At 47.8% G+C, this 21,122-nt stretch carries 19 protein-coding genes; 5 read left to right on the top strand and 14 right to left on the bottom strand.

Going from position 1 to position 21,122, the window contains the following annotated elements; translation table 11 throughout:
* Positions 1–240: 240 nt before the first annotated feature.
* On the top strand, positions 241–1,041 hold the full coding sequence (locus BUB85_RS02845; protein ID WP_073104684.1) for a DeoR/GlpR family DNA-binding transcription regulator: 801 nt from the start codon (positions 241–243) through the stop codon (positions 1,039–1,041).
* A 24-nt stretch (positions 1,042–1,065) separates the two neighbouring features.
* On the opposite strand, the gene BUB85_RS02840 is transcribed toward BUB85_RS02845, so the two are convergent.
* From BUB85_RS02840 to BUB85_RS02795, 9 genes are all read right to left on the bottom strand, one after another.
* Entirely contained in the window at positions 1,066–1,740 is a 675-nt protein-coding gene (locus tag BUB85_RS02840; protein WP_073104681.1) for a histidine phosphatase family protein, read from the bottom strand.
* Positions 1,741–1,744: 4 nt separating this feature from the next.
* The gene (locus BUB85_RS02835; RefSeq protein WP_159434607.1) at positions 1,745–2,791 is read right to left on the bottom strand and encodes a trigger factor; all 1,047 of its coding nucleotides are present in this window, start codon (positions 2,789–2,791) and stop codon (positions 1,745–1,747) included.
* A 122-nt stretch (positions 2,792–2,913) separates the two neighbouring features.
* The gene (locus tag BUB85_RS02830) at positions 2,914–3,987 is read right to left on the bottom strand and encodes an alcohol dehydrogenase catalytic domain-containing protein (RefSeq protein WP_073104675.1); all 1,074 of its coding nucleotides are present in this window, start codon (positions 3,985–3,987) and stop codon (positions 2,914–2,916) included.
* 42 nt (positions 3,988–4,029) lie between these two features.
* Positions 4,030–5,508, bottom strand: coding sequence for an FGGY-family carbohydrate kinase (locus BUB85_RS02825; protein ID WP_073104672.1), 1,479 nt, complete (start codon positions 5,506–5,508; stop codon positions 4,030–4,032).
* A gap of 47 nt (positions 5,509–5,555) precedes the next feature.
* Complete coding sequence (locus BUB85_RS02820; protein ID WP_073104669.1) at positions 5,556–6,542, bottom strand: ABC transporter permease; 987 nt, start codon at positions 6,540–6,542, stop codon at positions 5,556–5,558.
* 13 nt (positions 6,543–6,555) lie between these two features.
* Positions 6,556–8,052 carry a sugar ABC transporter ATP-binding protein gene (locus BUB85_RS02815; RefSeq protein ID WP_242945331.1) on the bottom strand — a complete coding sequence of 499 codons (1,497 nt, stop codon included), beginning with the start codon at positions 8,050–8,052 and terminating at the stop codon, positions 6,556–6,558.
* Between the two features lie 228 nt (positions 8,053–8,280).
* Positions 8,281–9,384, bottom strand: coding sequence for a substrate-binding domain-containing protein (locus tag BUB85_RS02810; RefSeq protein WP_073104663.1), 1,104 nt, complete (start codon positions 9,382–9,384; stop codon positions 8,281–8,283).
* Positions 9,385–9,964: 580 nt separating this feature from the next.
* Positions 9,965–10,978 (bottom strand): LacI family DNA-binding transcriptional regulator, encoded by a 1,014-nt coding sequence (locus tag BUB85_RS02800; protein WP_073104657.1) that lies wholly within the window; start codon positions 10,976–10,978, stop codon positions 9,965–9,967.
* Positions 10,979–10,988: 10 nt separating this feature from the next.
* On the bottom strand, positions 10,989–11,876 hold the full coding sequence (locus tag BUB85_RS02795; RefSeq protein ID WP_073104654.1) for a MurR/RpiR family transcriptional regulator: 888 nt from the start codon (positions 11,874–11,876) through the stop codon (positions 10,989–10,991).
* Between the two features lie 240 nt (positions 11,877–12,116).
* Here BUB85_RS02795 and BUB85_RS02790 point away from each other — a divergent pair, with 240 nt between their 5' ends.
* From BUB85_RS02790 to BUB85_RS02775, 4 genes are all read left to right on the top strand, one after another.
* Positions 12,117–13,058 (top strand): transketolase family protein, encoded by a 942-nt coding sequence (locus BUB85_RS02790; RefSeq protein ID WP_073104651.1) that lies wholly within the window; start codon positions 12,117–12,119, stop codon positions 13,056–13,058.
* Positions 13,059–13,061: 3 nt separating this feature from the next.
* A complete protein-coding gene (locus BUB85_RS02785) occupies positions 13,062–13,886 on the top strand; it encodes a transketolase (RefSeq protein WP_073104648.1) in 825 nt (274 codons plus the stop codon).
* A 13-nt stretch (positions 13,887–13,899) separates the two neighbouring features.
* Positions 13,900–15,429, top strand: a complete 1,530-nt coding sequence (locus BUB85_RS02780) for an FGGY-family carbohydrate kinase (RefSeq protein ID WP_084533888.1) — start codon at positions 13,900–13,902, stop codon at positions 15,427–15,429.
* A 101-nt stretch (positions 15,430–15,530) separates the two neighbouring features.
* Entirely contained in the window at positions 15,531–16,220 is a 690-nt protein-coding gene (locus BUB85_RS02775) for a cyclase family protein (protein ID WP_073104645.1), read from the top strand.
* Between the two features lie 96 nt (positions 16,221–16,316).
* Here BUB85_RS02775 and BUB85_RS02770 read toward each other — a convergent pair whose 3' ends face one another.
* The 5 genes from BUB85_RS02770 to BUB85_RS02750 form a co-directional block, all read right to left on the bottom strand.
* On the bottom strand, positions 16,317–16,751 hold the full coding sequence (locus BUB85_RS02770) for an RbsD/FucU family protein (RefSeq protein WP_073104642.1): 435 nt from the start codon (positions 16,749–16,751) through the stop codon (positions 16,317–16,319).
* A gap of 154 nt (positions 16,752–16,905) precedes the next feature.
* Entirely contained in the window at positions 16,906–17,784 is an 879-nt protein-coding gene (gene lsrF / locus BUB85_RS02765; RefSeq protein ID WP_073104639.1) for a 3-hydroxy-5-phosphonooxypentane-2,4-dione thiolase, read from the bottom strand.
* A 117-nt stretch (positions 17,785–17,901) separates the two neighbouring features.
* Positions 17,902–19,011, bottom strand: coding sequence for a substrate-binding domain-containing protein (locus BUB85_RS02760; protein WP_073104636.1), 1,110 nt, complete (start codon positions 19,009–19,011; stop codon positions 17,902–17,904).
* A 93-nt stretch (positions 19,012–19,104) separates the two neighbouring features.
* The gene (locus tag BUB85_RS02755; protein ID WP_073104633.1) at positions 19,105–20,115 is read right to left on the bottom strand and encodes an ABC transporter permease; all 1,011 of its coding nucleotides are present in this window, start codon (positions 20,113–20,115) and stop codon (positions 19,105–19,107) included.
* Complete coding sequence (locus BUB85_RS02750) at positions 20,108–21,121, bottom strand: ABC transporter permease (RefSeq protein WP_073104630.1); 1,014 nt, start codon at positions 21,119–21,121, stop codon at positions 20,108–20,110. The genes BUB85_RS02755 and BUB85_RS02750 overlap by 8 nt, the downstream gene beginning before the upstream one ends.
* Position 21,122 lies beyond the last annotated feature (1 nt).

The following is a 21,122-nucleotide window of genomic DNA, read 5'->3' as shown; positions in this document are numbered from 1 at the left end:
TTATTCAACAAATCAGCGTATTCATTATGTTCGTTACCAACCATTTTCCTTCCATTTTTGTTTGATTTATAACATTTTTATTGTTTTCGCTTGTTTTATTGCCAAAAAAGTTTTATGATAGGATACAGAAATCTGATACGCTTCACTGCTCCGCATATCAGAAACGGGAACACTACCCGATACCCGGAATCTGCTTCGCCGTTTTCCCGTAACCTTACGCAAAAGGAAAGGATCTGCATTATGAAAAAAGACCGACACGCAAAAATAATGGAAATGCTGGAGAACGAGATGATCTGCACCTCCACAGAACTGTCCGACGCAATGGAATGCAGCGAGATGACGATCCGCCGCGATCTGAATGAGCTCGAGGCCATGGGATTGATCCGGAGGAAACACGGCTGCGCTTATCTGGTAAAGGAGGCAAAGCCAACTTATTTCCACGAGCAGCTCGATGAACACCAATACGAAAAAGAGGCCATCGCCAAAGCGGCCGTACAGTTCATCAAGCCCTACAGTGTCATCTGCATCGATTCCGGGACCACGGCTCACACCGTCACCCGGTTTCTGCCTGATAACATCTCGCTCTCCGTGATCACCTCCAACCTTATGACAGCCGTGGAGCTCTCCGACCGGGAGAACATCCAGACCTATCTGGTGGGCGGGATGCTCTATCACCGCACCAAGTCCATCATGGCTGATGACCGGGATGCCCTAAGACAGCACCCCGCAGATATCGCTTTCATCTCCGCGAGAGCATTCCGGATTCCCGGCGGTGCTTTCGAGCACACCTATCCCCTGGTAGAGACCAAGAAAACTCTGGTCTCTATTGCCAGAAAGACGATTCTGCTGATCGATCACACCAAGTGTGAGCACACCTCCCTGTGTAATTCGATTCCGCTCAACGAGATCGACGCCATCATCACCGACAACAAGACACCGCAGGAAATTATTGACAAAGCCGTTTCCCTGAAAAAAGAGGTGGTTATCGTCGATCCGGAGACAGCCCGGATCGAACATCATTACAATGGATGCAGCAAATGACGCAGTCTCCTGCGTCATTTGTGTTTATTCCTCATCAATATAATTTCGCCCTGCAACCAGAACACTTCCCTTTTTGTCTTCCTCCGGAACAAAGGTGTCATCACTCCAAGCTGTGATTTCCACCCGGTCATCCTCCGATACTTCCACGATATTCAGTGCTCCGTTGGCAAGCGGTTTTACATTCCACATATCTTTGATTTCTTTTTTGTCAAAATAAATCAGCAGCAGCGTGAGACAGATCATGTGGGATGTGATCAGAATTGTCTTTCCTCTGTTCGCATTCACGATTCGCCAGAACGCTTCTACGATCCGGTTCTGAACATCGACAAAGGAATCACCGCCGCCGTCGATCTGAAGCCGTTCCGGATGGTTCGCCCACATATCCATCTGTCCGGGATACTTCTTCTCAACTTCATTTCCATCCAGCCCTTCCCATGCACCGCAGTTTATTTCGATCAGTCCGTCATCCCGGATGATCGGGATATCCCGGTCGCCTCTGATGATCTCGCCGGTCTCGTACGCCCGGAGCATGGGGCTCGAATATATCGCGGCAATCTGTTCTTTCTGCAGCGCCGCTCTTGCATATCCTGCCTGTCTCCGGCCTTTTTCCGTCAGCAGCCGGTCGGCACTCCCCAGAAATTTGCACAATACGTTCCAGTCCGTCTCACCATGACGAATCATAATCACTTTTGTCTTCATCGCTTTACTCTCCTTGACTTTCTGTCTGTCCCTCTGTTCTGCTCGTACTTCCTGTTTCACTCGCACTGTCCGTTTTGTCCATACTGTCCGTGCTACCCGCGCTGTCCGTTGCACTTGCACTGTCCATTCCACTCGTGCTGTCCGTTTCGCTCGTACTGTCCGTTCCACTCGTGCTGTCTGTTTTGCCCGTGCTGTCCATTTCACTCGCACTGTCCGTTCCACTCACGCTGTCCGCGCTGTCACTTCCGTCATTGCTCTCTTCTTCTGGGTCGTCCGACTCATCCGACTCGACATAGCTGCAGTGTTCCGTCAGCCACGCCTTCACATTGTTCTGAACCACCATGCGCCGAATGTCTTCCTTCGAAATCTGTTTGTACAGAAGCTCCACACTCGTAAAATTATATTCCTCCGCATAGTCTGCCGCGGCCTGCTCCACTTCCTCGTCAGTCGGTCTGAGATCGAACTGATCCGCGATCACATCCGCAACCAGTTCCTGCTTCAGCGAGGCCTCCGCCGCCTTGTCCAGATCAGAATCTTCCAATTTGATCGATTCCATATATTCGTCATAGCTCATCGAACACTGTGCCGCATACTGCTCATACAGCTCCACCAGATCGGCCTTGATCTGTTTCAGGCGGTAATCCGGGTATTTTTTCACCTCGGCATTGTTCATCACCTTCTCCCAGACTCTGGTCTCTTCCTCATCTTTTGCCGTCTTCTTTCTGGTTTCTTTTATCTGCTCCTGCAGAGACGCTCTATAATCCTCAACGGTCTCATACTCGCCGTTCGACAGTTCTTTCACTATCGCATCTGTGATTTCCGTGTCCTCCGGGAGTTCGTTGCTTTCAATGTAATTGCTCATCATATAATTGACGACCATATCTACATTTTCATCCGTTGTCTTTTCCACCTCTGCCTTTTCGATCTCGATCCCGGTATAGTTCTTGACCGTAACATACGAATCCGACAGCTCCTTCGGTATTTTCTGCTGACAGGCGGTCGTTGACAGAACAAGCAGTCCCATCAAAATTCCCAATAAACATTTTTTCATAATAGCTCCTCTTTTCATCCGGGCTTCTTTATCAGGACAGGGCACTCCCGCTGTTCTCGAGACTGCCCTGTTCCGGTATAAGCCGGAGAAACCTCTCCCCGATGCAATGGATGCATACATAATTAGCTTATCACTTTATTCTCTTTATCGACCATGGATACCACAGCTTTAATTACCTCATCTTTATGCTCCAGGCTGTACTGGATCGCATGGATACAGTCATCAAATGCAAAGATATGGGATACCACTTTTTCTACCGGGATGTCTCCTGATGCAACTGCTTTGATTGCCTTGTCCCACAGGTTTCTGTAACGATATACAGAGTACACGGTTCCCTCCATCGCGTTCAGTGTCGCGATGTCCAGCTCGAGAACAGGCTCCGGTGAAACGCCTACCAGTGTGACCTTTCCGGCTCTCTTGATCAGACGGCAGCTCTGCAGTGTCGTGATTCTGTTGCCTGCACACTCGTAAACCTGATCCACTCCGCCGCCCGGCAGTGTTTTTGCAAACTCTTCGATGCTCTCGTTCCTGCTGTTGAACACGCGTGTCGCGCCAAGCTCCATCGCTTTTTCCAAACGCTTGTCCATCACGTCCGCAACGTAGATCTCTGATACTCCGCGGGCTTTCAGGCTCATAATCGTGCAGAGGCCGATGCAGCCGCTGCCCAGTACGATTGCCGACTCGCCGATCTTCGCATTTGACAGCTCTGTCGCATGCATGCCGACTGCCAGTGGCTCGATCAGGCCGCCCGCCATCGTGCTGACTCCCTCTGGAAGTTTATAGCACATTGACGCATCATGGACGCAGTACTCTGCATTGACGCCGTCTCTCTCTCCCGGAATTGCAAGCATTTTGATGTCCTTGCAGAGGTTGTAATTTCCTTTTCTGCAGTCCTCGCATTTGCCGCATGGAACTGCCGGCTCAATCGAAATCTTGTCACCGACCGCAAATCCTTCTACGCCCTCGCCGATACCAGTAACCACTCCGCCCGGCTCATGGCCCAGTGCCAGCGGTCCGTCCAGTGTCCAGTTCGCAAGGCAGCCTTCCTGATAAAAGTGAAGATCTGAACCACATACACCAACATATTCAAGCTTAATCTGTAACTCTCCAGGTCCTGCCTGCGGGATGTCATATTCAGCCCACTCTAATTTTTGTTTTCCAGTTAACACGCATACTTTCATTTTTCCTTCAACCATGATTATTACCTCTTTCACTTTCTTATGCATTTGCTCATTTTATTAATTAAGTACCCTGCCTACGGCAGCCTTCCATCCCTGATATTTCTTATCTCTGACGGAAGCATCCATTTTAGGATCATATTTTGTGCGATTCAATTTATCAAAAATCTCTTCGCCCCACACACCGAGTGCCATGCCAGTCGCGTATGCCGGCCCGATCGCCGACAGTTCCTCCGAATCCGGAATCTGTACCGTGACACCTGCAATATCGCTCTGGAACTGCATCAGATAGCTGTTCTTTGTGGGACCGCCATCCACACGGAGCTCCTTCACGGCCACTCCGGCATCCTCACTCATGGCCTTCACAATATCCGTTATCTGATATGCGATACATTCCACGCCAGCCCTGACCACTTCTTTTTTGCCGGTGGCGCGGGTCATTCCGACGATGGCCGCCGTGGCGCGTCCATCCCAGTACGGTGCGCCCAGTCCCGAAAACGCCGGGATCAGGTAGACCTCATCGTCAGCCAGCGCCTCGCCGGCAAGCCTTCCGGTCTCCCCTGGCGACTCGATCAGCTCCAGATCATCCTTCAGCCAGGTGATGACCGCACCGGTGTAATTCAGGTTTCCTTCTAATTCATAATTCACTTTTCCGCTCATGCACCAGGCCAGAGAAGTCACGACCCCGTGCGTGCTGAGCACCGGTTTTTCTCCGATGTTCATGGCAATCGAAGATCCGGTTCCGTATGTAGCCTTCATCATTCCCGGCTTTCTGCAGCCCTGTCCGTACAGTGAGCCGTGGGAATCTCCCAGGACACCGTGGATCGGAATCGGTTTCGGGAGCAGTCCCTCAAAATCCGTCTCTCCGTAATTCGCATTGGAGTCACATACCTCAGCCAGATTCTTCGAATCAATCCCGAACAATCCACAGATCTCCTCGTCCCATTTCAGATCAAAAATATTGAATAGCTGAGTGCGGGATGCATTGGAATAGTCTGTCTTATACGCTTTTCCTCCAGTCAGCTTATACACCAGCCAGCTGTCGACCGTGCCATGGCAGATGGTTCCATTGTCCGCCTTCTCTTTGGCCCCCTCCACATTTTCCAGGATCCACGCGATCTTTGATGCCGGGAAATAGGGGGACAGGTTGATTCCCGTCTTCTGCCGGATCTGTTCCGCGACACCCTGCCGTTCGACCCGTTCGCATATATCCACCGCTCTCGCGCACTGCCATACAATCGCCCTGCCGAGCGGCTGCCCGGTAACTTTATCCCAGGCGAGAGAGGTCTCTCTCTGGTTGCTGATTCCGACTCCAACGATCCTGGACTTGTCAACGCCCGATTCCCCGACCAGACGGCGGACCACCTCTATAGTATTCTCATAGATTTCAACGGCGTCATGTGACACCCAGCCTTTTTCATTGACAATCTGTTCATGTGGTTTATCTGTTCTTTTCAGAATATCGCCCCGGTCATTGAACAGCAGAGCCTTTGTCCCCTGCGTGCTCTGATCGATGCTGATAATATATTTTTCTGACATAGCATTATCTCCAGCCTTTCCAACGTGCAATACACTATAACCCATTCCTATTTTTTCTTAAATAAACGCCCTACTTTATCGCGCATAGCTGAATTTTCTTTCAGTGCATCGATGGTTACCGCGATCAGTACTACACCACCGGTAACGACCGTCTCCCAATAAGAAGATACGCGGAGAAGCGTGATTGCCGTGGAAACCGTCTGCTGTAACAGTCCACCGATTACAGTACCGACAACTCCACCGATACCACCGATCATAGATGTACCACCAAGTACGGATGCAGCGATGGTCGGGTTTACCCAGTTTTCTCCGATGGTCGCCTGGAAAGATGCAAGCTTGCAGGCCATCATCGTTCCCGCGATCGACGCGAGAAGTCCACTGAGCATGTATACCATAACGAGAACCTTTTCTGTGTTAATACCTACGATTTTTGCACAGTTTCTGTTACCGCCCAGCGCATATACGTAACGTCCGAATTTCGTATATCTGAGCATCATCCACAGAGCAAAGCATATCACCAGCATGATGATTACAATCGTCGGCAGGAAACCGAACAGCACACCGTTTGCCAGGAATTTTGCGCCTGCAGGAATCCCTACGATCGGAGTTCCTTTTGTGACAATGTAAACAATACCTTTATAAATTTCTGCCGTTGCCAGAGTTACAATAAACGGGGTCAGCTTCAAGTATGCAATGAACACTCCGTTTATCAGACCGAGAGCAAGACCCACCAGACAGGAAACCAGGATCGATACTGCCGGATTAATTCCTGATTCAACCATCATTTTTGCAGCACACATACTCGCTACAGATCCAACCGCCGCAACCGACAGATCGATACCGCCGGTCAGCAGTACGAGGGTCTGGCCAAAAGCAACGATAATGACAAATGAAGCCTGCCTTGTCAGCGTACTTACGTTATACGCCGTGAAGAAATTACCTCCGGTTATGAAATGAACTGCTACCATAACGATAATGGTTACGATCAGCACCATTCCCGCAGTTGATTTTAAGAAATCAGTGACTTTTTTCATGTTTTAATACCTCCTACTTAAATGCTAATTGAAGAACATCTTCTTCTGTGGTAAGTTCTACGTCGTCAATAAATCCTTTTACTCTGCCCTGATGCATAATCATAACGCGATCCCCAAGTGCAAGTACTTCTTCCATCTCAGAAGATATTACCACTACCGCGACACCGTTATCCGCCAGTTCTCTGCACAATGCATGAATCTCCGCCTTTGCATTGACATCAATGCCTCGTGTAGGCTCATCCATTATAAGCATCTTGATCCCCTTTGCCATCCAGCGGGCCACGATTACTTTCTGTTGATTTCCACCCGACAGATTCTTGATCAGCGCATCTCTTCCCGGAGTTTTGATGCGGAATCTGTCAATATATTTGTCGGTGAGATCCGCCGCTTTTTTGTAATTTATCAGACCGTGGGATTTCAGCTGATCAAAGGATGGGAGAATCATATTTTCCATGACCGACATACCCGGCGTAATTCCGTCATGTCGTCTTTCCTCTGACACATACCCCATTCCATACTTAATTGCCACCCCCGGATCCGAGATATTCACTTCTTTGCCCTCAATAAGCATTTTCCCGCCTGCATTTGGTCTTGTAATTCCAAACACACTTTTGAACACTTCCGTTCTCCCTGCGCCGACAAGTCCGGCTACTGCTAAAATCTCGCCCTTCTTGACGTCAAAGCTCACATTCTGAAATTCTCCGTCACGGGAAAGGTTCTCCGCTTTGAAGAAAATCTCGTCGGAGTAGGTTCTATTCACATGCTGTGACTCCGCAACCTTTTTGCCCGCCATGTTCGTAACGATTTCTTCTTTTGTGATATCTTTGATTTCTGTAACCATCACCAGCTGGCCATCACGCATTATGGTCGCCCGGTCAGCCTGGGACATAACCTCATCCAGATGATGTGTGATAAAGATCATGGAGGTTCCTTCAGCTTTTAATCTCTGCATGGATTTAAACAGGGAATCTGCTTCTTTGCTCGTCAGAACCGCCGTGGGTTCATCGAGAACCAGCACTCTCGGAGAGTATGCAAGCGCTCTCGCAATACTGACTAACTGCTGGTACGCCGCCGATAATGTTTTCACCTTCTGCGTGACATCCAGTTCAAGATCAAGCACCTTTAACAATTTCGCCGCTTCTCTTTCCGCTTCTTTCCAATTGATCTTTCCACCCTTCACCCGCTCATTTCCAAGGAAGATATTTTCTGCAATAGAAGCGTCCGGAAGAAGATTCAACTCCTGAGGTACAATCACGATATGATTGGCATTGGCTTCCTGCGCAGAGCTTATTTTCAGCGGCTTTCCATCCATCTGTATCTGACCTTCATCCATAGTATATTGTCCTACAAGACAATTCATCAATGTACTTTTTCCTGCTCCATTCTCGCCGAGAAGTGCATGTATCTCACCCGGTTTCACGCTCAGATCCACATTATCCAACGCTTTTACACCGGGGAATATTTTGGTAACGCCTTTCATTTCAATTACAAATTCGCTCAACTTATTCACATCCTCTTCTTTTTGTCCTACAAAGTCTCACATTTAAAAATTCCACGTGACTATATAACATAATCACGTGGAATGTTATCATTCATCACTCAGATATTGAGCAGATGCATGAAATGCGAATTTCGTCCGCAGGCATCTGCGCAGGTGCCAGGGTTTCCCCCACCCCCGGCGGGGTTCCCTTTCAGCACCGTTTATGGAGACACTTTGTGTCATTTGAATTATTGCGTACTATTTTGACTCAGCAAAGAGCATATCGATGTATGTCTGAGCATCTTCCTGATATGCCAGAGATGATCCAACGTCTGTGATTTCTTCTGTCGGTTTCTCATCATCGATACATCTAACTGCTTCCCAGATAGCTTTGTAACCCATATCGTAGCAGTTCTGGATACATGCAACATATAAGGTACCGTCTTCCAGATAGTTTAATGTACGAAGGTCATGATCCATACCGCCGATCACGATGTCGCCGCCCTTACCTGCATCAGATACTGCCTGACATGCACCTACCGGGTTGGACATGTTGTTACAAAGGATACCGCCGAGTTCCGGGTAGGTCTGCAGCCATGCTTCTGTGATTGTGATTGCATTTTCAACCATGTCATCATCTCTCTGATCATCAACTACTTCGATTTTGTCTTTGTAATCAGCCGATTCAGCAGTGTCGTAGAATGCTTTCAGTCTTGCTTCATGAGAGGTAGCTCCGATTGTTCCTGAAAGGAAAGCAACCTGGGATTTTCCGTCTTCGATCATCTTATCGTAAGTAGCTTTGGCGATCTTCTCACCATCACCATAGTTGTCGTTGTTACCAACGAAGAAGGATCTTCCTGAATCCGGAAGGTCGGCTGATGCAAACAGACCAATTTTTACGCCATTGTCAATTGCTTCTTTTACTGCCGGCTCTGTAAGAGATTCCTGGTTAACATCTACTAAGATCATGTCATAGCCCTGACCAACTGCCGTCTCGATTGAGTTTACCTGATCGTTCGCATCTGCCTGAACCGGTGCATACCATTCGTAGTCGATTGTAACGCCCTGGTCAGCGAAATCTTCTACAGCCGCTTTTACACCAACTTCAATTGCATCATACCAGGCATGTACTAATTTATACGTGCAGTAGATTTTATATGTATCTTTCTTTGGCTCATAGCTTGTATCATAACTTGTGTCAGCCAGTCCAGCTGCATTTGCAACCTCAGTCGATCCTGTGTTTTCCGTTTTTGTCTCCTTCGAAGTACTTCCACCGTCCGATGCAGCATCCTTGCTTCCGCATCCTACCATCGCTAATACCATAGCACCTGCTAATAATACACTCACAATTTTCTTTTTCATAACTTTCTCCTTTCGATTAAAAAACTCAGCTCCCTAGCCTGTCGGCTTTTTTGAAATATCCTCCTCCCTGACATCACGTCTTTTCTAAAGGATCTGCTAAACCCCACTCATCCAAATGCATTTTTGACTGAATAAAATTTAGTATCTGGTTACTATGTGTCGTTCCTCGTTCAGTCTGATTATTTAGTGGATTTGACTAATTTTTAACAGTTTCCTTTGTTTTTTTCAACTTCATGAACAAATATTAGCATTTAAAACTCAATCTGTCAATAAACTTTATCGCTAAATTTATTAATTTTATTAAATTAAATTTAGTTATTTTATTAACATGTTCAATTTCTGTTGTGTTTCTCAGGTTTCTCCCTCTTCTCACTGTATGATCATTTTTTAAATTCTTCCTTAATTTTCCTGCTGCAATTCTTTTTATTTCTATCTGTTTTTTTTGCAGCAAAAAAAGACCGTACACTTCATCTCTCGAAATGTACGATCTTCTTATTCGTAACACCAGTACATCGTTTCCTAAATACCTGCCACATTAAGCTTGCCTATATATCCAAGCAATTATTTAGTTTGCGATGTACTAAACTATTTTTTTCACGCTCGCGTTCTCTATCAGCCTGGTCGCCACCCTGTACTTTCCGGTGCACTCTCTCGTATTCTCCATCTTTTTCACAAGCATTTCCACCGCTGTTCTCCCCATCTCATTGGGCGAAAATTCTATCGTCGTCACATTCGGCTCCGTGAAAGAGCATATAGGCCGGTTGTCAAATCCCACAAAAGACACCTCATCCGGAACGCTGATCCCTCTTCTCTTGAACACCTGTATTGCGCGGCACGACAGCAGATCATTGTCCGATATAAATGCAGTCGGCAGTTCCGTCTGCGCCTCAAGATACTTCTCCACATCCCGCTCTGTCTCTGCCTCACGATATCCAATCTCCATGATAAAATCCTCACGCAGGGTCAGCCCGCGACTCCTCATGCAGTCCTTGAATGCCTGCAGCCGCTCTTCAAAGCAAATAATAGGAAACTGGCTTTTGATGTATCCAATTTCCCGATGCCCCATCTCATACAAATAGTCGAACGCCTGACAAATCCCCAGAAAATTATCCGCCACGACCGTGTCGACCGCCAGACTTGGAAAAGGATTGTCGACAAACACGCAGGGCACTTTCAGTTTGCGGAATATTTCCACATCTTCCGGATACATCTCCACCGCATACACAATATATCCTGCATGCCGGAAATTTTCCAAGGTAAGATACCGCTCATTGAGCGGCGTACTTTTGTCCATATAGATCATTGTCATTGTGTAATTATATTCTTCCGCCGCACGATTCACGCTTTCATTCAGGTAGTTAAAGAACGGATATTCATCTATGATGCACCCATCACACTTATAGACAATAAAGCCAATGTCGCCTCTGTTTATCCCACCTTCCTTCAGCAGGTACTCGCAGTCCAGCTCCGCTATTTTTCGTAGGATCTCCTGTCTCTTGCTCTCTCCCACCCCCGGCTTGTTGTTAATCACCAGAGAAACCGTTGCCGGCGACACGCCCAGTTGTCTCGCTATATCTTTTGCCTTATATTTCATTCTCCATCCCTCACCTATCCTGTGAATTTTTCTCAGGTATTTTATTCACCCGTAAATTTGATGACACCTCCTGCAGCCGCGCAAAGGAGTTCGTCTCCATTCTCTGCAGCGCTCCCATGTATATTGCGTCCAGCATGGCCTGTTCGGCAACTCTTCTGGCTATCACTTCTTTGTCAACGCTCGAGTCCATCGTCACATTGTAGAGAACAATGTCCGAATACTTCGTCAGTTCCGACTTACCGGCCTTTGTGATGCATATAGTCCGCGCCCCGCGCTCTTTCGCTATCCGCATTGCCTCTACAACCTGTTTGGTTCTGCCGCTGTGGGAGATAGCAATGGCCACATCCCCTGGTTTCATATTGCACGCATTCACTATCTGGATGTCTGCATCACTGTCCGCATAGCAGTCGTATCCCATTCTACGAAAACGCAGTCCCGCATAACTGCACGGAAACATGGCATCTCCAATTGCAAAAAAGCAGATCTTCCTGGTCGAAGCAATCGCCTCGCAGGCACTTTCGTACTCCTCAAAGCTCGCGACCTCCAGCGTTTTCTTCAGATTCAGAATATTGAGCCGGAAGACGCTCTCCACAATGTCACCTATGTCGTGACTGGATTCCAGATACTCCACCTCATCCCTCGCTGTGGGATTGGATATCTGCTTTCGCAGCAGCTGCTTAAACTCCGAATATCCGGAAGCCCCTACTGTCTTGCATAGCCGCACCACCGTGGCCTCTCCGCATTTACAACGCTTCGCCATTTTCTGCAGTGACATCGAGGACGCTTCTTTGGGCGAATCCAGAATAAACTCTCCCACCCTCTTCTCCGCCGGCGTCAGACTTGGAAGTAAAAACTGTGTAGTCGCTAATATGTTACGCACACTTTCGTTATATCTCATACGTCCCTCCCTAAGTTTATACTCTATTATCTCACAACATTACTCCTTTTTCAAGTTTGTAGTTTTGGAGTATTTGTTCGTCATTTTTGGAGCATTTTTATGCATAGTGCACATTTCGTCTCCCATTCCCATTCATTTTTGTTGGTGTTATTTCAGTATTGATAATCCAAATTATCCACGTTATACTTGGAGTGTAAACTGAATTTTCAAAAAGTTTCAGATCAGAAAGGAATCAACACTATGAAGAAATCTTTTCGTTCCACACTAATCGATGCCATTTTAAGCGGTGCCGAGGAATATCCAAATATGGTTGTCTTGAACGCAGATTCGGCCCGCGCACTGAAATTGACCGATTTTTCCGCAAAGTATCCGGACCGGATGTACAACGTCGGAATCAGTGAGACTGATCTCGTCAGCACCGCCGCCGGCCTCTCCACCACCGGTCTCATCCCGGTTGTGGTCGGTTTTTCCATGTTCGTATCCGAAAAGCCGTTTGAACAGATCCGCCAGGCAATCGCCTATCCGAATCTGAACGTTAAGATTGTGGCGACCCACAGTGGACTGTGCGTTGGACAGGACGGTGCGACGCATCAGGCATTAGAGGATATCGCCCTGCTCCGCACCCTGCCCAACTTCAAAGTATTCGCAGCCGCAGATGTCACCGAGACCAAAGCCGCAATGAAAGCCATGCTCGCATACGACGGCCCCGCATACTTGAGACTCGGCCGTGATCTCGCCGAGGACATCTTCGAGGATGAAAAGCCTTTCAGGCCAGGCGGCGCCGATCTGCTCCGCAACGGCAGTGACGTCACAATCGCCGCCTGCGGCCTCATGGTAGAGCAGGCATTAATGGCAGCCGTAGCCCTGAAGTCCGAGGGGATCAATGCCTCCGTCATCAACGCCTACTCTATAAAACCGCTCCCCGAAGAACTGCTGCTGCAGAAAGCAAAGGAGACCGGCGCATTCGTTACAGCAGAAGATCACATGAAGACCGGCGGTCTGGGCGGCGCCATCTGTGAGTACCTGTCGGAGACCTGTCCTGTTCCGGTAATACGCATCGGTGTCGATGACCATTTCGGGGAATCCGGAACTCAGGACGATCTGTACAAAAAATACAGGCTGACCGCTGACGACATTGCCGCTGCAGCCAAAAAAGCGATTCGCATGAAAGGATTGGTGTAAAACATGTCAAGAAATATACAGGAATTAAAAACAACCGCGAACACAATTCGCAAAGATATTCTGGAAATGATTTATAACATCCAATCCGGACATCTGGGCGGTTCCTTTTCCGAGGTGGAAATCCTGACCGCACTGTATTTTGACGAGATGGACTACGATCCCGTCAATCCCGGAAAGCCGGACCGCGACCGCTTCGTTTTGTCAAAGGGGCACACGGCTCCCGCGCTCTACGCAACGCTGGCCAACGCCGGATTCTTTCCAAAGGAAAAGCTGATGTCCTCTTTCCGCAGAATCGATTCTATGATGCAGGGACATCCGGATATGAAGAAGACCCCCGGCGTGGAGATGACCAGCGGTTCTCTCGGCATCGGTCTGTCCACCGCCAACGGAATGGCTCTGGGCTTAAAACGCCAGAATATCGATTCCCGTGTTTACTGCATGATCGGTGACGGCGAGCTCAACGAAGGGCAGATCTGGGAAGCCGCCGCGACCGCAAGTCACTATCATCTGGATAACATTGCCGCCTTCATCGACGTAAATGGTCTGCAGAATGATGCAGAGACAAAAAAGGTAAAGGATATGCTCGATATTGCTGCCAAGTGGCGCGCCTTCGGCTGGAACGTCATCGAGATCAACGGGCACAATTTCGAGGAGATCTTCGAGGCCCTGGACACCGCCAGAGCATACAAGGACGGTCCAACCGCCATTGTTGCCCACACCATAAAAGGCAAAGGTGTATCTTTCATGGAAAATGTAGTTGCCTTCCATGGCAAAACGCCTACCGCCATGGAATACGAGAACGGTATGAATGAATTAAATTCAAAATAAGGAGGTAAGGCTCTTGAGCACTCAGGTTTTTATCGGATGTGACATTGGCACCTCCGGCACAAAGGCCGTCGCGACAGATATCAACGGCACCATATTGTCGCAGGCTTCTAAGACATACGGCATTATACAACCGCACAACAACTGGGCCGAGCAGGACCCGGAGGTCTGGCTGCGCGCCGCCACCGACACGATTCGTTCCGTCGTTCTGGCACTGCCTTCTGACGTGCGGGTTTCTTCTATATGTATAAGCGCATTATACGGCGGAACCGGGGCCATGTGCGACGAGAATATGACTTCTGTACGCCCGGCAATCATCTGGATGGACCGCAGGGCCGAGGAGGAGGGCAAAGAGCTTGCCGATTCCATCGGCGAGGAGGAAATTTTCCGTGTCTCCGGGAATGGAATTGACTCCTATTTCGGCTACACCAAATTGATCTGGGTCAAAAAGCACGAGCCGGAGCTCTGGGCGCGGATACGCCACATCATTCCAATACACAGCTACATCATCTATAAGATGACCGGAAGGCTGACCGTGGACTACTGTTCAGCCGGAAACGTTGGCGGGATTTACGATTATGCCGCTCACACCTGGTCCGAAACAATGTGCGATTCCATGGGCATCCCATACGATGCGCTCCCAAAAGATTTCCACGAGCCAAGTGAGATCATCGGCGAGCTGAACAGCGACTACCAAAAGCTGCTTGGTCTTCCCTATCCCGTTTCGATCTGCGCTGGGACGGTGGACTGCATTGCCTCCATGCTGAGCGCAGGCATCGTTCATCCCGGTGACAACGCCGCCGTTCTCGGAACCTCCCTGAACTGGGGCTATATCCACACCGGCACGCCGGACAACCCGAACCTCGTTTCCATGCCATACTGTATTTCCCCTTCGTCCTGCAGCTACACTTACGGTGGTGCCTCCACATCCGGAGCACTTCCGCGCTGGTTCTCTCTTAATTTTATAGGAGACGACAAGGGTGCCTCTTATGACGCCCTGGAGAAAATGATCCGCGACCAGAAGATCGGTCCCGGCTCCGACGGCCTGATCGCGCTGCCTTACTTCATGGGCGAGAGAACTCCCATCTGGGATGAGAAAGCCACCGGAGTTTTGTTCGGACTGACTCTCTCGCACACGAAAGCCCACATTTACCGCGCTCTGTTGGAGGCTGTTGCCTATTCCCTGTGCCACATTATGGAATCCATGACAGACCCGAATATACAGATCACAAAAATCGTTCTGGTCGGCGGAGGTGCGCGTTCTGCAATCTGGAAACAGATTTTTGCTGATGTAACCGGTCTTCCGATCTTCACACCAGTGCAGGAGATCGAAGCTCCCCTCGGAGATGCCTTTATGGCCGCAGTCGGTTCAGGCGCCATCGACGATTATGCACAGATGGAATCCTGGATTACCATGAATCCAGCCATCGAGCCCGACATCAAAAGCCACAAGATCTACCAGAAATATTACACTTTATATAAGGAACTGTATCCGGCGCTCAGCCAGACTATGGCAAACCGCGCCGACATGCTCAACGATATCTGACAACCAGCCCATTCAGAGCCTGGCTCCGAAGCCTGCATTTTATTTCGCTTTTCATATCGCTGTCCAGGTCTGAACCTCCATCAAAGAAAGGAAGAAAGAACATGAAAGTTGATTTTAGTAAAGTAGTTGAATTGAGCCACCGCATGATTCCAAGAGAAGAACCCTTTAACCTGCAGACCTGGGTTTACGACGTAAACATCCTCGGCGAGAGAGGTGAGCCGCACAGCCCCGGAACATGGTATGTATCAGGAGACGTCTCTTTCTCCACTCACTGTGGAACACATGTTGAATTTCCGCTTCACCATGTAGAAAACGGAATGAACGCATCCGACTTCCCGCTGACAAGCCTGATCGGAGAGGCCGTTGTTTTGGACTTCACCGACAAGAAAGCCGGAGACTGCATGTCCCTGGAAGAATTTAAAGCTTACGATGATAAGATCAAAGAGGGCGATATCGTATTCCTCCATACCGGCCTTGATAAAAACTGGCGCACCGAGGACTGGGAGCCCTATCCATACGTAGCCTGCGATGCTATGGAATGGCTGGTCAGCGAAAAGAAGATCATCGCGATTGGAACAGATGCTACCTCTCTGGAGAACTTTAATGTCCCGGATCAGCCAAACCACAATCTGGTGTTCAAAAACAATCTGGCTATGGTAGAATCATTGACCAATCTCGATAAAATCGATAACGGACGTGCACTCGTGTTTATGCTGCCGTTAAAAATTGTCGGGATCGAGGCATGCCCGTGCCGGATTATTGCAATTAATGATGGTGGTATTTCTGAATAGCGTCTAAAATTTTAAAGACTGATGCGTTGCGGCTGAATATACAAAGCCGGAACACATCAGTCTTTTTTCTTTTTTAAGCCACGCTTATACAGAGGCTTATACACATCCTTTTCTTAACATCACATTCGCATACAGCGCACTTTCGCTCGTCGAAACGATTGCATAAGCCTCCTTTGTCTCTTTCATAAACTCCGGCTTTTCAATGTTTTGTACCGTCCCGCTGCCGCGGTCATCATGTCTGGCAACAATTTCCTTGTAAACATCCCAGATTGGTGTCTCTACAGTCTCTCCCTCCGGGACTTTCATCAGGTTCACAGATTTTTCAACAAACGAATCCAGCGGAAAGACCTCCAATATCGCATCCAGCAATTCCGGAACGCCATGTCCATCGCAACGGACCACAATCGCATTTTTCCCCATGGACTCCACCGGAAAATTTCCATCCGCAATCACAATGTGATCTCCATGTCCCATTTCACATAATACCTTTAATAGTTGTGGCGAAAGAATTTTGGGTATCCCTTTTAACATCGATGTTTCCTCCTTATAATTACAATTCTGAAAATACCTCCCAAAAACAGTGTAAATAACATCGCAGAAAAACCGCACAGAAAAGGCCGCATAAACATTGCGGCCCCCACTTCACGCCGAATAGTTTTTTCAACTTGTCCGACAATGTTCTTTATTATTTTGCTGTATCCAGGAAAAACTCATACGCTTCTTTGTCAGTCGCACCCTTATGTACGATCATGCCCACGGCCTGTGCCATCGCGATCGGATGATGACTCTGGAAGATATTGCGTCCCATATCCATACCGGCAGCGCCTTCGCTGATTGCTTTATAGCACATAGTCAGCGCTTCGTTCTCTGGTAATTTCTTTCCACCGGCAACAACAATCGGTACCGGGCACGCCGCAACGATTTCTTCAAAATCTTCACAATAGTAAGATTTAACGACATTTGCACCCAGCTCCGGCAAAATTCTTGTAGCAAGTTTAAAGAAACGGCTTGTACGCTCCATCTGTTTTCCTACCGCAACAACGCCCATTGTAGGAATACCGTATTTTATACCTGCGTTTACTGTCTTGGAAAGATTATCCAGACTGTCTTTCTGTCCGTCAGCTCCGATGAATGTCTGCACAGCCATAATGCTGGCATTCATTCTGATTGCATCTTCAATATCTACACCGATTATTTCATGACTCAGATCGTCATTCACCATTGAAGAGCCGCAGCTTACACGCAAAGCTACTGCCTTTTGAGTATCCGACGGGATACAGGTACGGATTGCTCCTCTGGTTCCCATCATAACATCTACGTAAGGCATAAGTGGCGGGATTACAAGGTCAAGTCTCTCCAAACCAGCTGTTGATCCCATAAAGTATCCGTGGTCAAATGCCATCATAACGGTATGTCCGCTCTCCGGTTGAAACAGTTGAGCCAAACGCGATTTCATTCCCCAATCAAGATCCTGTGCTCCCTTTACATAAAAACCACCCTGTTTTCCAAAAGCCTCACCTGTATGGTAATCTTTTGCTACTTTTAATCCATCTAAATCTGCCATAATCTCCTCCTAATCCGCCATTCACACAGCACATACAAGTCCCTCTGCCCACGCAGAAGAACCTGTACGCCATTGTCGCTTTGTTAATTGTCTTTGTCAAATAATAATTCCGTCTTTTTAGAAATCGTAGTCATTCATGTTGTCTGCAGTAAATTCTGCACGTTCCGGCAGGAATACAACGCCCGATCCATCAACATTGTCCGAATCATTTCCTGTGATTTCGCTGTTGTTAACAATCTCAACCTCTCCGATTTCCGGGATGTCAATCTTGTCGCCGATTGTAACCTTGTTACCATCTGCCAAGTAGTATGCCATGTAGCAGGCGATTGAGCCCTGAAGTCCTGTATCCCAAAGTCCCCAGTTGTTAACGATACCTGCTGTACAGTAATCTTTCATAGCATTTGGTGTAGCAAAACCTGTGATTGCAACATCTTTAACTGTTTTACCCAAGTTCTGAGCTGCCTGAGCCTGTCCTGGTAATGCCGTAGAGTCATTGCAGATAATCAGGTTAATGTCATCGTGTGCTGTCAGTACAGACTCACCAACAGAGATTGCTTTTTCCGCATCCTGCTCGCTGTAGTAATTGTCCGGAGCAACGTTTTCCCAGTTTGGATACTTCTCTGCGATAACCTTCTCCGCTGCATCATGCCATGAGTTCTGGTCTGTTACAGTTGCCTGTGAATAGTGCCAGCAATACTTGATGTCATCTTTTGCAGGATCTTTACCTGAAGCTTTTAATGCATCCTCTGATAACTGAACAAGAAATTCACCCAGGATTTCAGGGGATCCCTGAGAAACCATAATCTGTCTTGCATCAGCTGTTACATCAGAATCCCATGTAACTACTGATAATCCAGCATCCTGAGCTTTTTTCAGAACTTCATCAAGACCCGTAGCATCTACCGAAGAAACCGCAATACCGTCTGCACCCTGCGTAATCGCATTGTTGATGATCGTAACCTGGTCTGCCACCGCTGCCGTTGCGCTGCCATCGTAGTTGATTGTGAATTTACCAACTTTTTTAGCGAACTCCTGAGCTCCGTCATTCGCTGACTCGAAGAAAGAGTTACCTGTTACCTTTGGTACAAATACAATGAGTTTTTCATCACCCGATGCCGCTGATGCGGAAGAATCGCTTCCTCCAGATGTTTCCTTGCTGCCACACCCTGCTACCATTGTAGCAACCATGGCTACGCATAATAATGCGCTGATGAGTTTCTTTTTCATGTCTTTTCCTCCTTAGACTTTTTTTATTATTATAACTATTTATAATAATCATGTTTTTTGTAATTCTGTTCCGCAAGCCGGAATCAACGCGAATTACTTTTTGCCGGTCAGCTTCTTGAATTTAGCCACGACCGCCGGATTGGAACTGGTCATCCTAAATGTCAGAACTACGATCAGCAGAATACCTACAGGGATATCCAGATACTGTGAAGGCATACCGGACATGTTCAGTCCGAACTTCAGGATACCGATCACAACTGCCGCAATCGCAGTTCCAATCACACCACCTTTTCCGCCGGTATTAGAGGTTCCACCCAATACTACTGCCGTGATAATCGGAAGTGTGTAGGTCGCACCAAGGTCTGATTTTGCAGATCCAAGGTAACTCGTCAGAATAAGCCCCGCAATAGAAGCACTCATTCCAGACAGCCCATACGTGCTCATGATAATCGGTTTCACACGGATTCCGGAATATTCGCTCGCACTCGGATTTACCCCACAGAGAAATACATATCTTCCGTATTTCGTCTTATGCAATAATATGTAGGATATGATGATTAAAGCTATGAATATAATCAGCTGGTTCGGTATCCCCGCTACATTTCCCGAAGACAATTTCATAAACGACTCTGGAAATCCGCCGATACCTTCATATGCCTCTGATGATGACATGTTTACGACCGCAAGGGCAAGTCCCGAATAGAGGAACGAGCCTCCCAGCGTGACGACCATGGGCTGTACACCCGTGTACGCTACAAAAAATCCACTTAAAAGTCCACACAGCAAACCGACAACGATTGCAAAGATTGCCGCTACCCAGATATTAAGTCCTTTATCCTGCCATAGCATTCCGACAGTGATCGACGTGAGACCAATGATCGAACCTGCCTGAATATCAATTCCGCCTGTAATCATAACGAATGTCACAAACAGCGAGATGACACAGATCGAAATAAAGTCATTGATACTTCCCATCAATACATTGATTCTCAAAAATCGTGGATTAATCTGTCCAAAGATTATAATTTCCAGAACCAATACCACAACCAGTAACATTTCCCAGCTCAGAAGCTTTGATTTCATTGTTTTTCCAAAATTATTCATGATCAGCACCTCCTTCTGTTTCTGTCACTCTCGCAGCAAGCCTCTCCCTTCTTGCCTTCTCAACCGAACGTCTCTGGGCAAGTGAATCGATTACAACAATTGCAATCAGAAGGATACCAGTAATTGTATTGTCGTAGTCCGAAGAAATCTTCAGGAACACCAACAGTCTGCTGATAGATGCCATGATGATACCACCGATTGTGGCTCCGGCAACTGTGCCGACACCGCCCGACAGGCTGATACCGCCGATAACGCAGGCCGCGATGGCTTTCATTTCATATCCATTTCCCGAAATCGCAGTCACAAAACCTACACGGCTCACATAGAGCACTGCGCCAAGCGCAGAGAACGCACCGCAGATTATGAACGCAAGCATCTTTGTCCTCGCGACAGGAATACCGATCAGATCCGCTCCCATCTCATTGTCGCCTACCGCCGCAAACCGTTTACCATGTCTGGTCTTTCTCAGGTACAGGAAAACCAAAAGCATGATCACCAAATCCATGACAAAGAACCAACAAAGATTCCCGAAGATATTAGTCTGCGCAAGACCTTTGAATCCTGCCGGAAGATTCTCCACCCATTTTCCCTGGGTGTATACATAAATCAGACCTCTGTATATGCCGTTCGTTCCCAGCGTCATGATAATGGATGGTATATGAAGCACCGTCACACCAAATCCATTGATTGTGCCACACACAAGGCCAACTAAAAGTGCCAGTAAAATTGCAACTCCCCAGGGTGCTTCGTTCTTCAGGAACGTTGCACATACCGCGGCCGCCAGACCCAGCTGCGCTCCGATAGAACAGTCGATTTCACCTGTTAAAATAACGAATGCCATTCCAACCGCTATCAGGATGTACACAATAGAGCCGTTAAAACAGAGCATAATATTCTGTGGTTTTAAAAAGCTTGGATTCACAAGGCCAACCAGCAAAAACATAGCAAGCAGGCAAAGGAACGAAGAAATCTCTCTGGCTTTAAATAACTTTTTCACTACATTCATG

Source organism: Hespellia stercorisuis DSM 15480 (genome assembly GCF_900142165.1).
GTDB lineage: Bacteria > Bacillota > Clostridia > Lachnospirales > Lachnospiraceae > Hespellia > Hespellia stercorisuis.
This window is presented reverse-complemented; position numbering and strand designations above follow the sequence as displayed.

Coding starts and splice junctions, on each gene's coding strand:
- BUB85_RS02845 (WP_073104684.1), top strand. CDS start 241: ATGAAAAAAGACCGACACGCAAAAATAATGGAAATGCTGGAGAACGAG.
- BUB85_RS02840 (WP_073104681.1), bottom strand. CDS start 1,740: ATGAAGACAAAAGTGATTATGATTCGTCATGGTGAGACGGACTGGAAC.
- BUB85_RS02835 (WP_159434607.1), bottom strand. CDS start 2,791: ATGAAAAAATGTTTATTGGGAATTTTGATGGGACTGCTTGTTCTGTCA.
- BUB85_RS02830 (WP_073104675.1), bottom strand. CDS start 3,987: ATGGTTGAAGGAAAAATGAAAGTATGCGTGTTAACTGGAAAACAAAAA.
- BUB85_RS02825 (WP_073104672.1), bottom strand. CDS start 5,508: ATGTCAGAAAAATATATTATCAGCATCGATCAGAGCACGCAGGGGACA.
- BUB85_RS02820 (WP_073104669.1), bottom strand. CDS start 6,542: ATGAAAAAAGTCACTGATTTCTTAAAATCAACTGCGGGAATGGTGCTG.
- BUB85_RS02810 (WP_073104663.1), bottom strand. CDS start 9,384: ATGAAAAAGAAAATTGTGAGTGTATTATTAGCAGGTGCTATGGTATTA.
- BUB85_RS02800 (WP_073104657.1), bottom strand. CDS start 10,978: ATGAAATATAAGGCAAAAGATATAGCGAGACAACTGGGCGTGTCGCCG.
- BUB85_RS02795 (WP_073104654.1), bottom strand. CDS start 11,876: ATGAGATATAACGAAAGTGTGCGTAACATATTAGCGACTACACAGTTT.
- BUB85_RS02790 (WP_073104651.1), top strand. CDS start 12,117: ATGAAGAAATCTTTTCGTTCCACACTAATCGATGCCATTTTAAGCGGT.
- BUB85_RS02785 (WP_073104648.1), top strand. CDS start 13,062: ATGTCAAGAAATATACAGGAATTAAAAACAACCGCGAACACAATTCGC.
- BUB85_RS02775 (WP_073104645.1), top strand. CDS start 15,531: ATGAAAGTTGATTTTAGTAAAGTAGTTGAATTGAGCCACCGCATGATT.
- BUB85_RS02770 (WP_073104642.1), bottom strand. CDS start 16,751: ATGTTAAAAGGGATACCCAAAATTCTTTCGCCACAACTATTAAAGGTA.
- lsrF (WP_073104639.1), bottom strand. CDS start 17,784: ATGGCAGATTTAGATGGATTAAAAGTAGCAAAAGATTACCATACAGGT.
- BUB85_RS02760 (WP_073104636.1), bottom strand. CDS start 19,011: ATGAAAAAGAAACTCATCAGCGCATTATTATGCGTAGCCATGGTTGCT.
- BUB85_RS02755 (WP_073104633.1), bottom strand. CDS start 20,115: ATGAATAATTTTGGAAAAACAATGAAATCAAAGCTTCTGAGCTGGGAA.
- BUB85_RS02750 (WP_073104630.1), bottom strand. CDS start 21,121: ATGAATGTAGTGAAAAAGTTATTTAAAGCCAGAGAGATTTCTTCGTTC.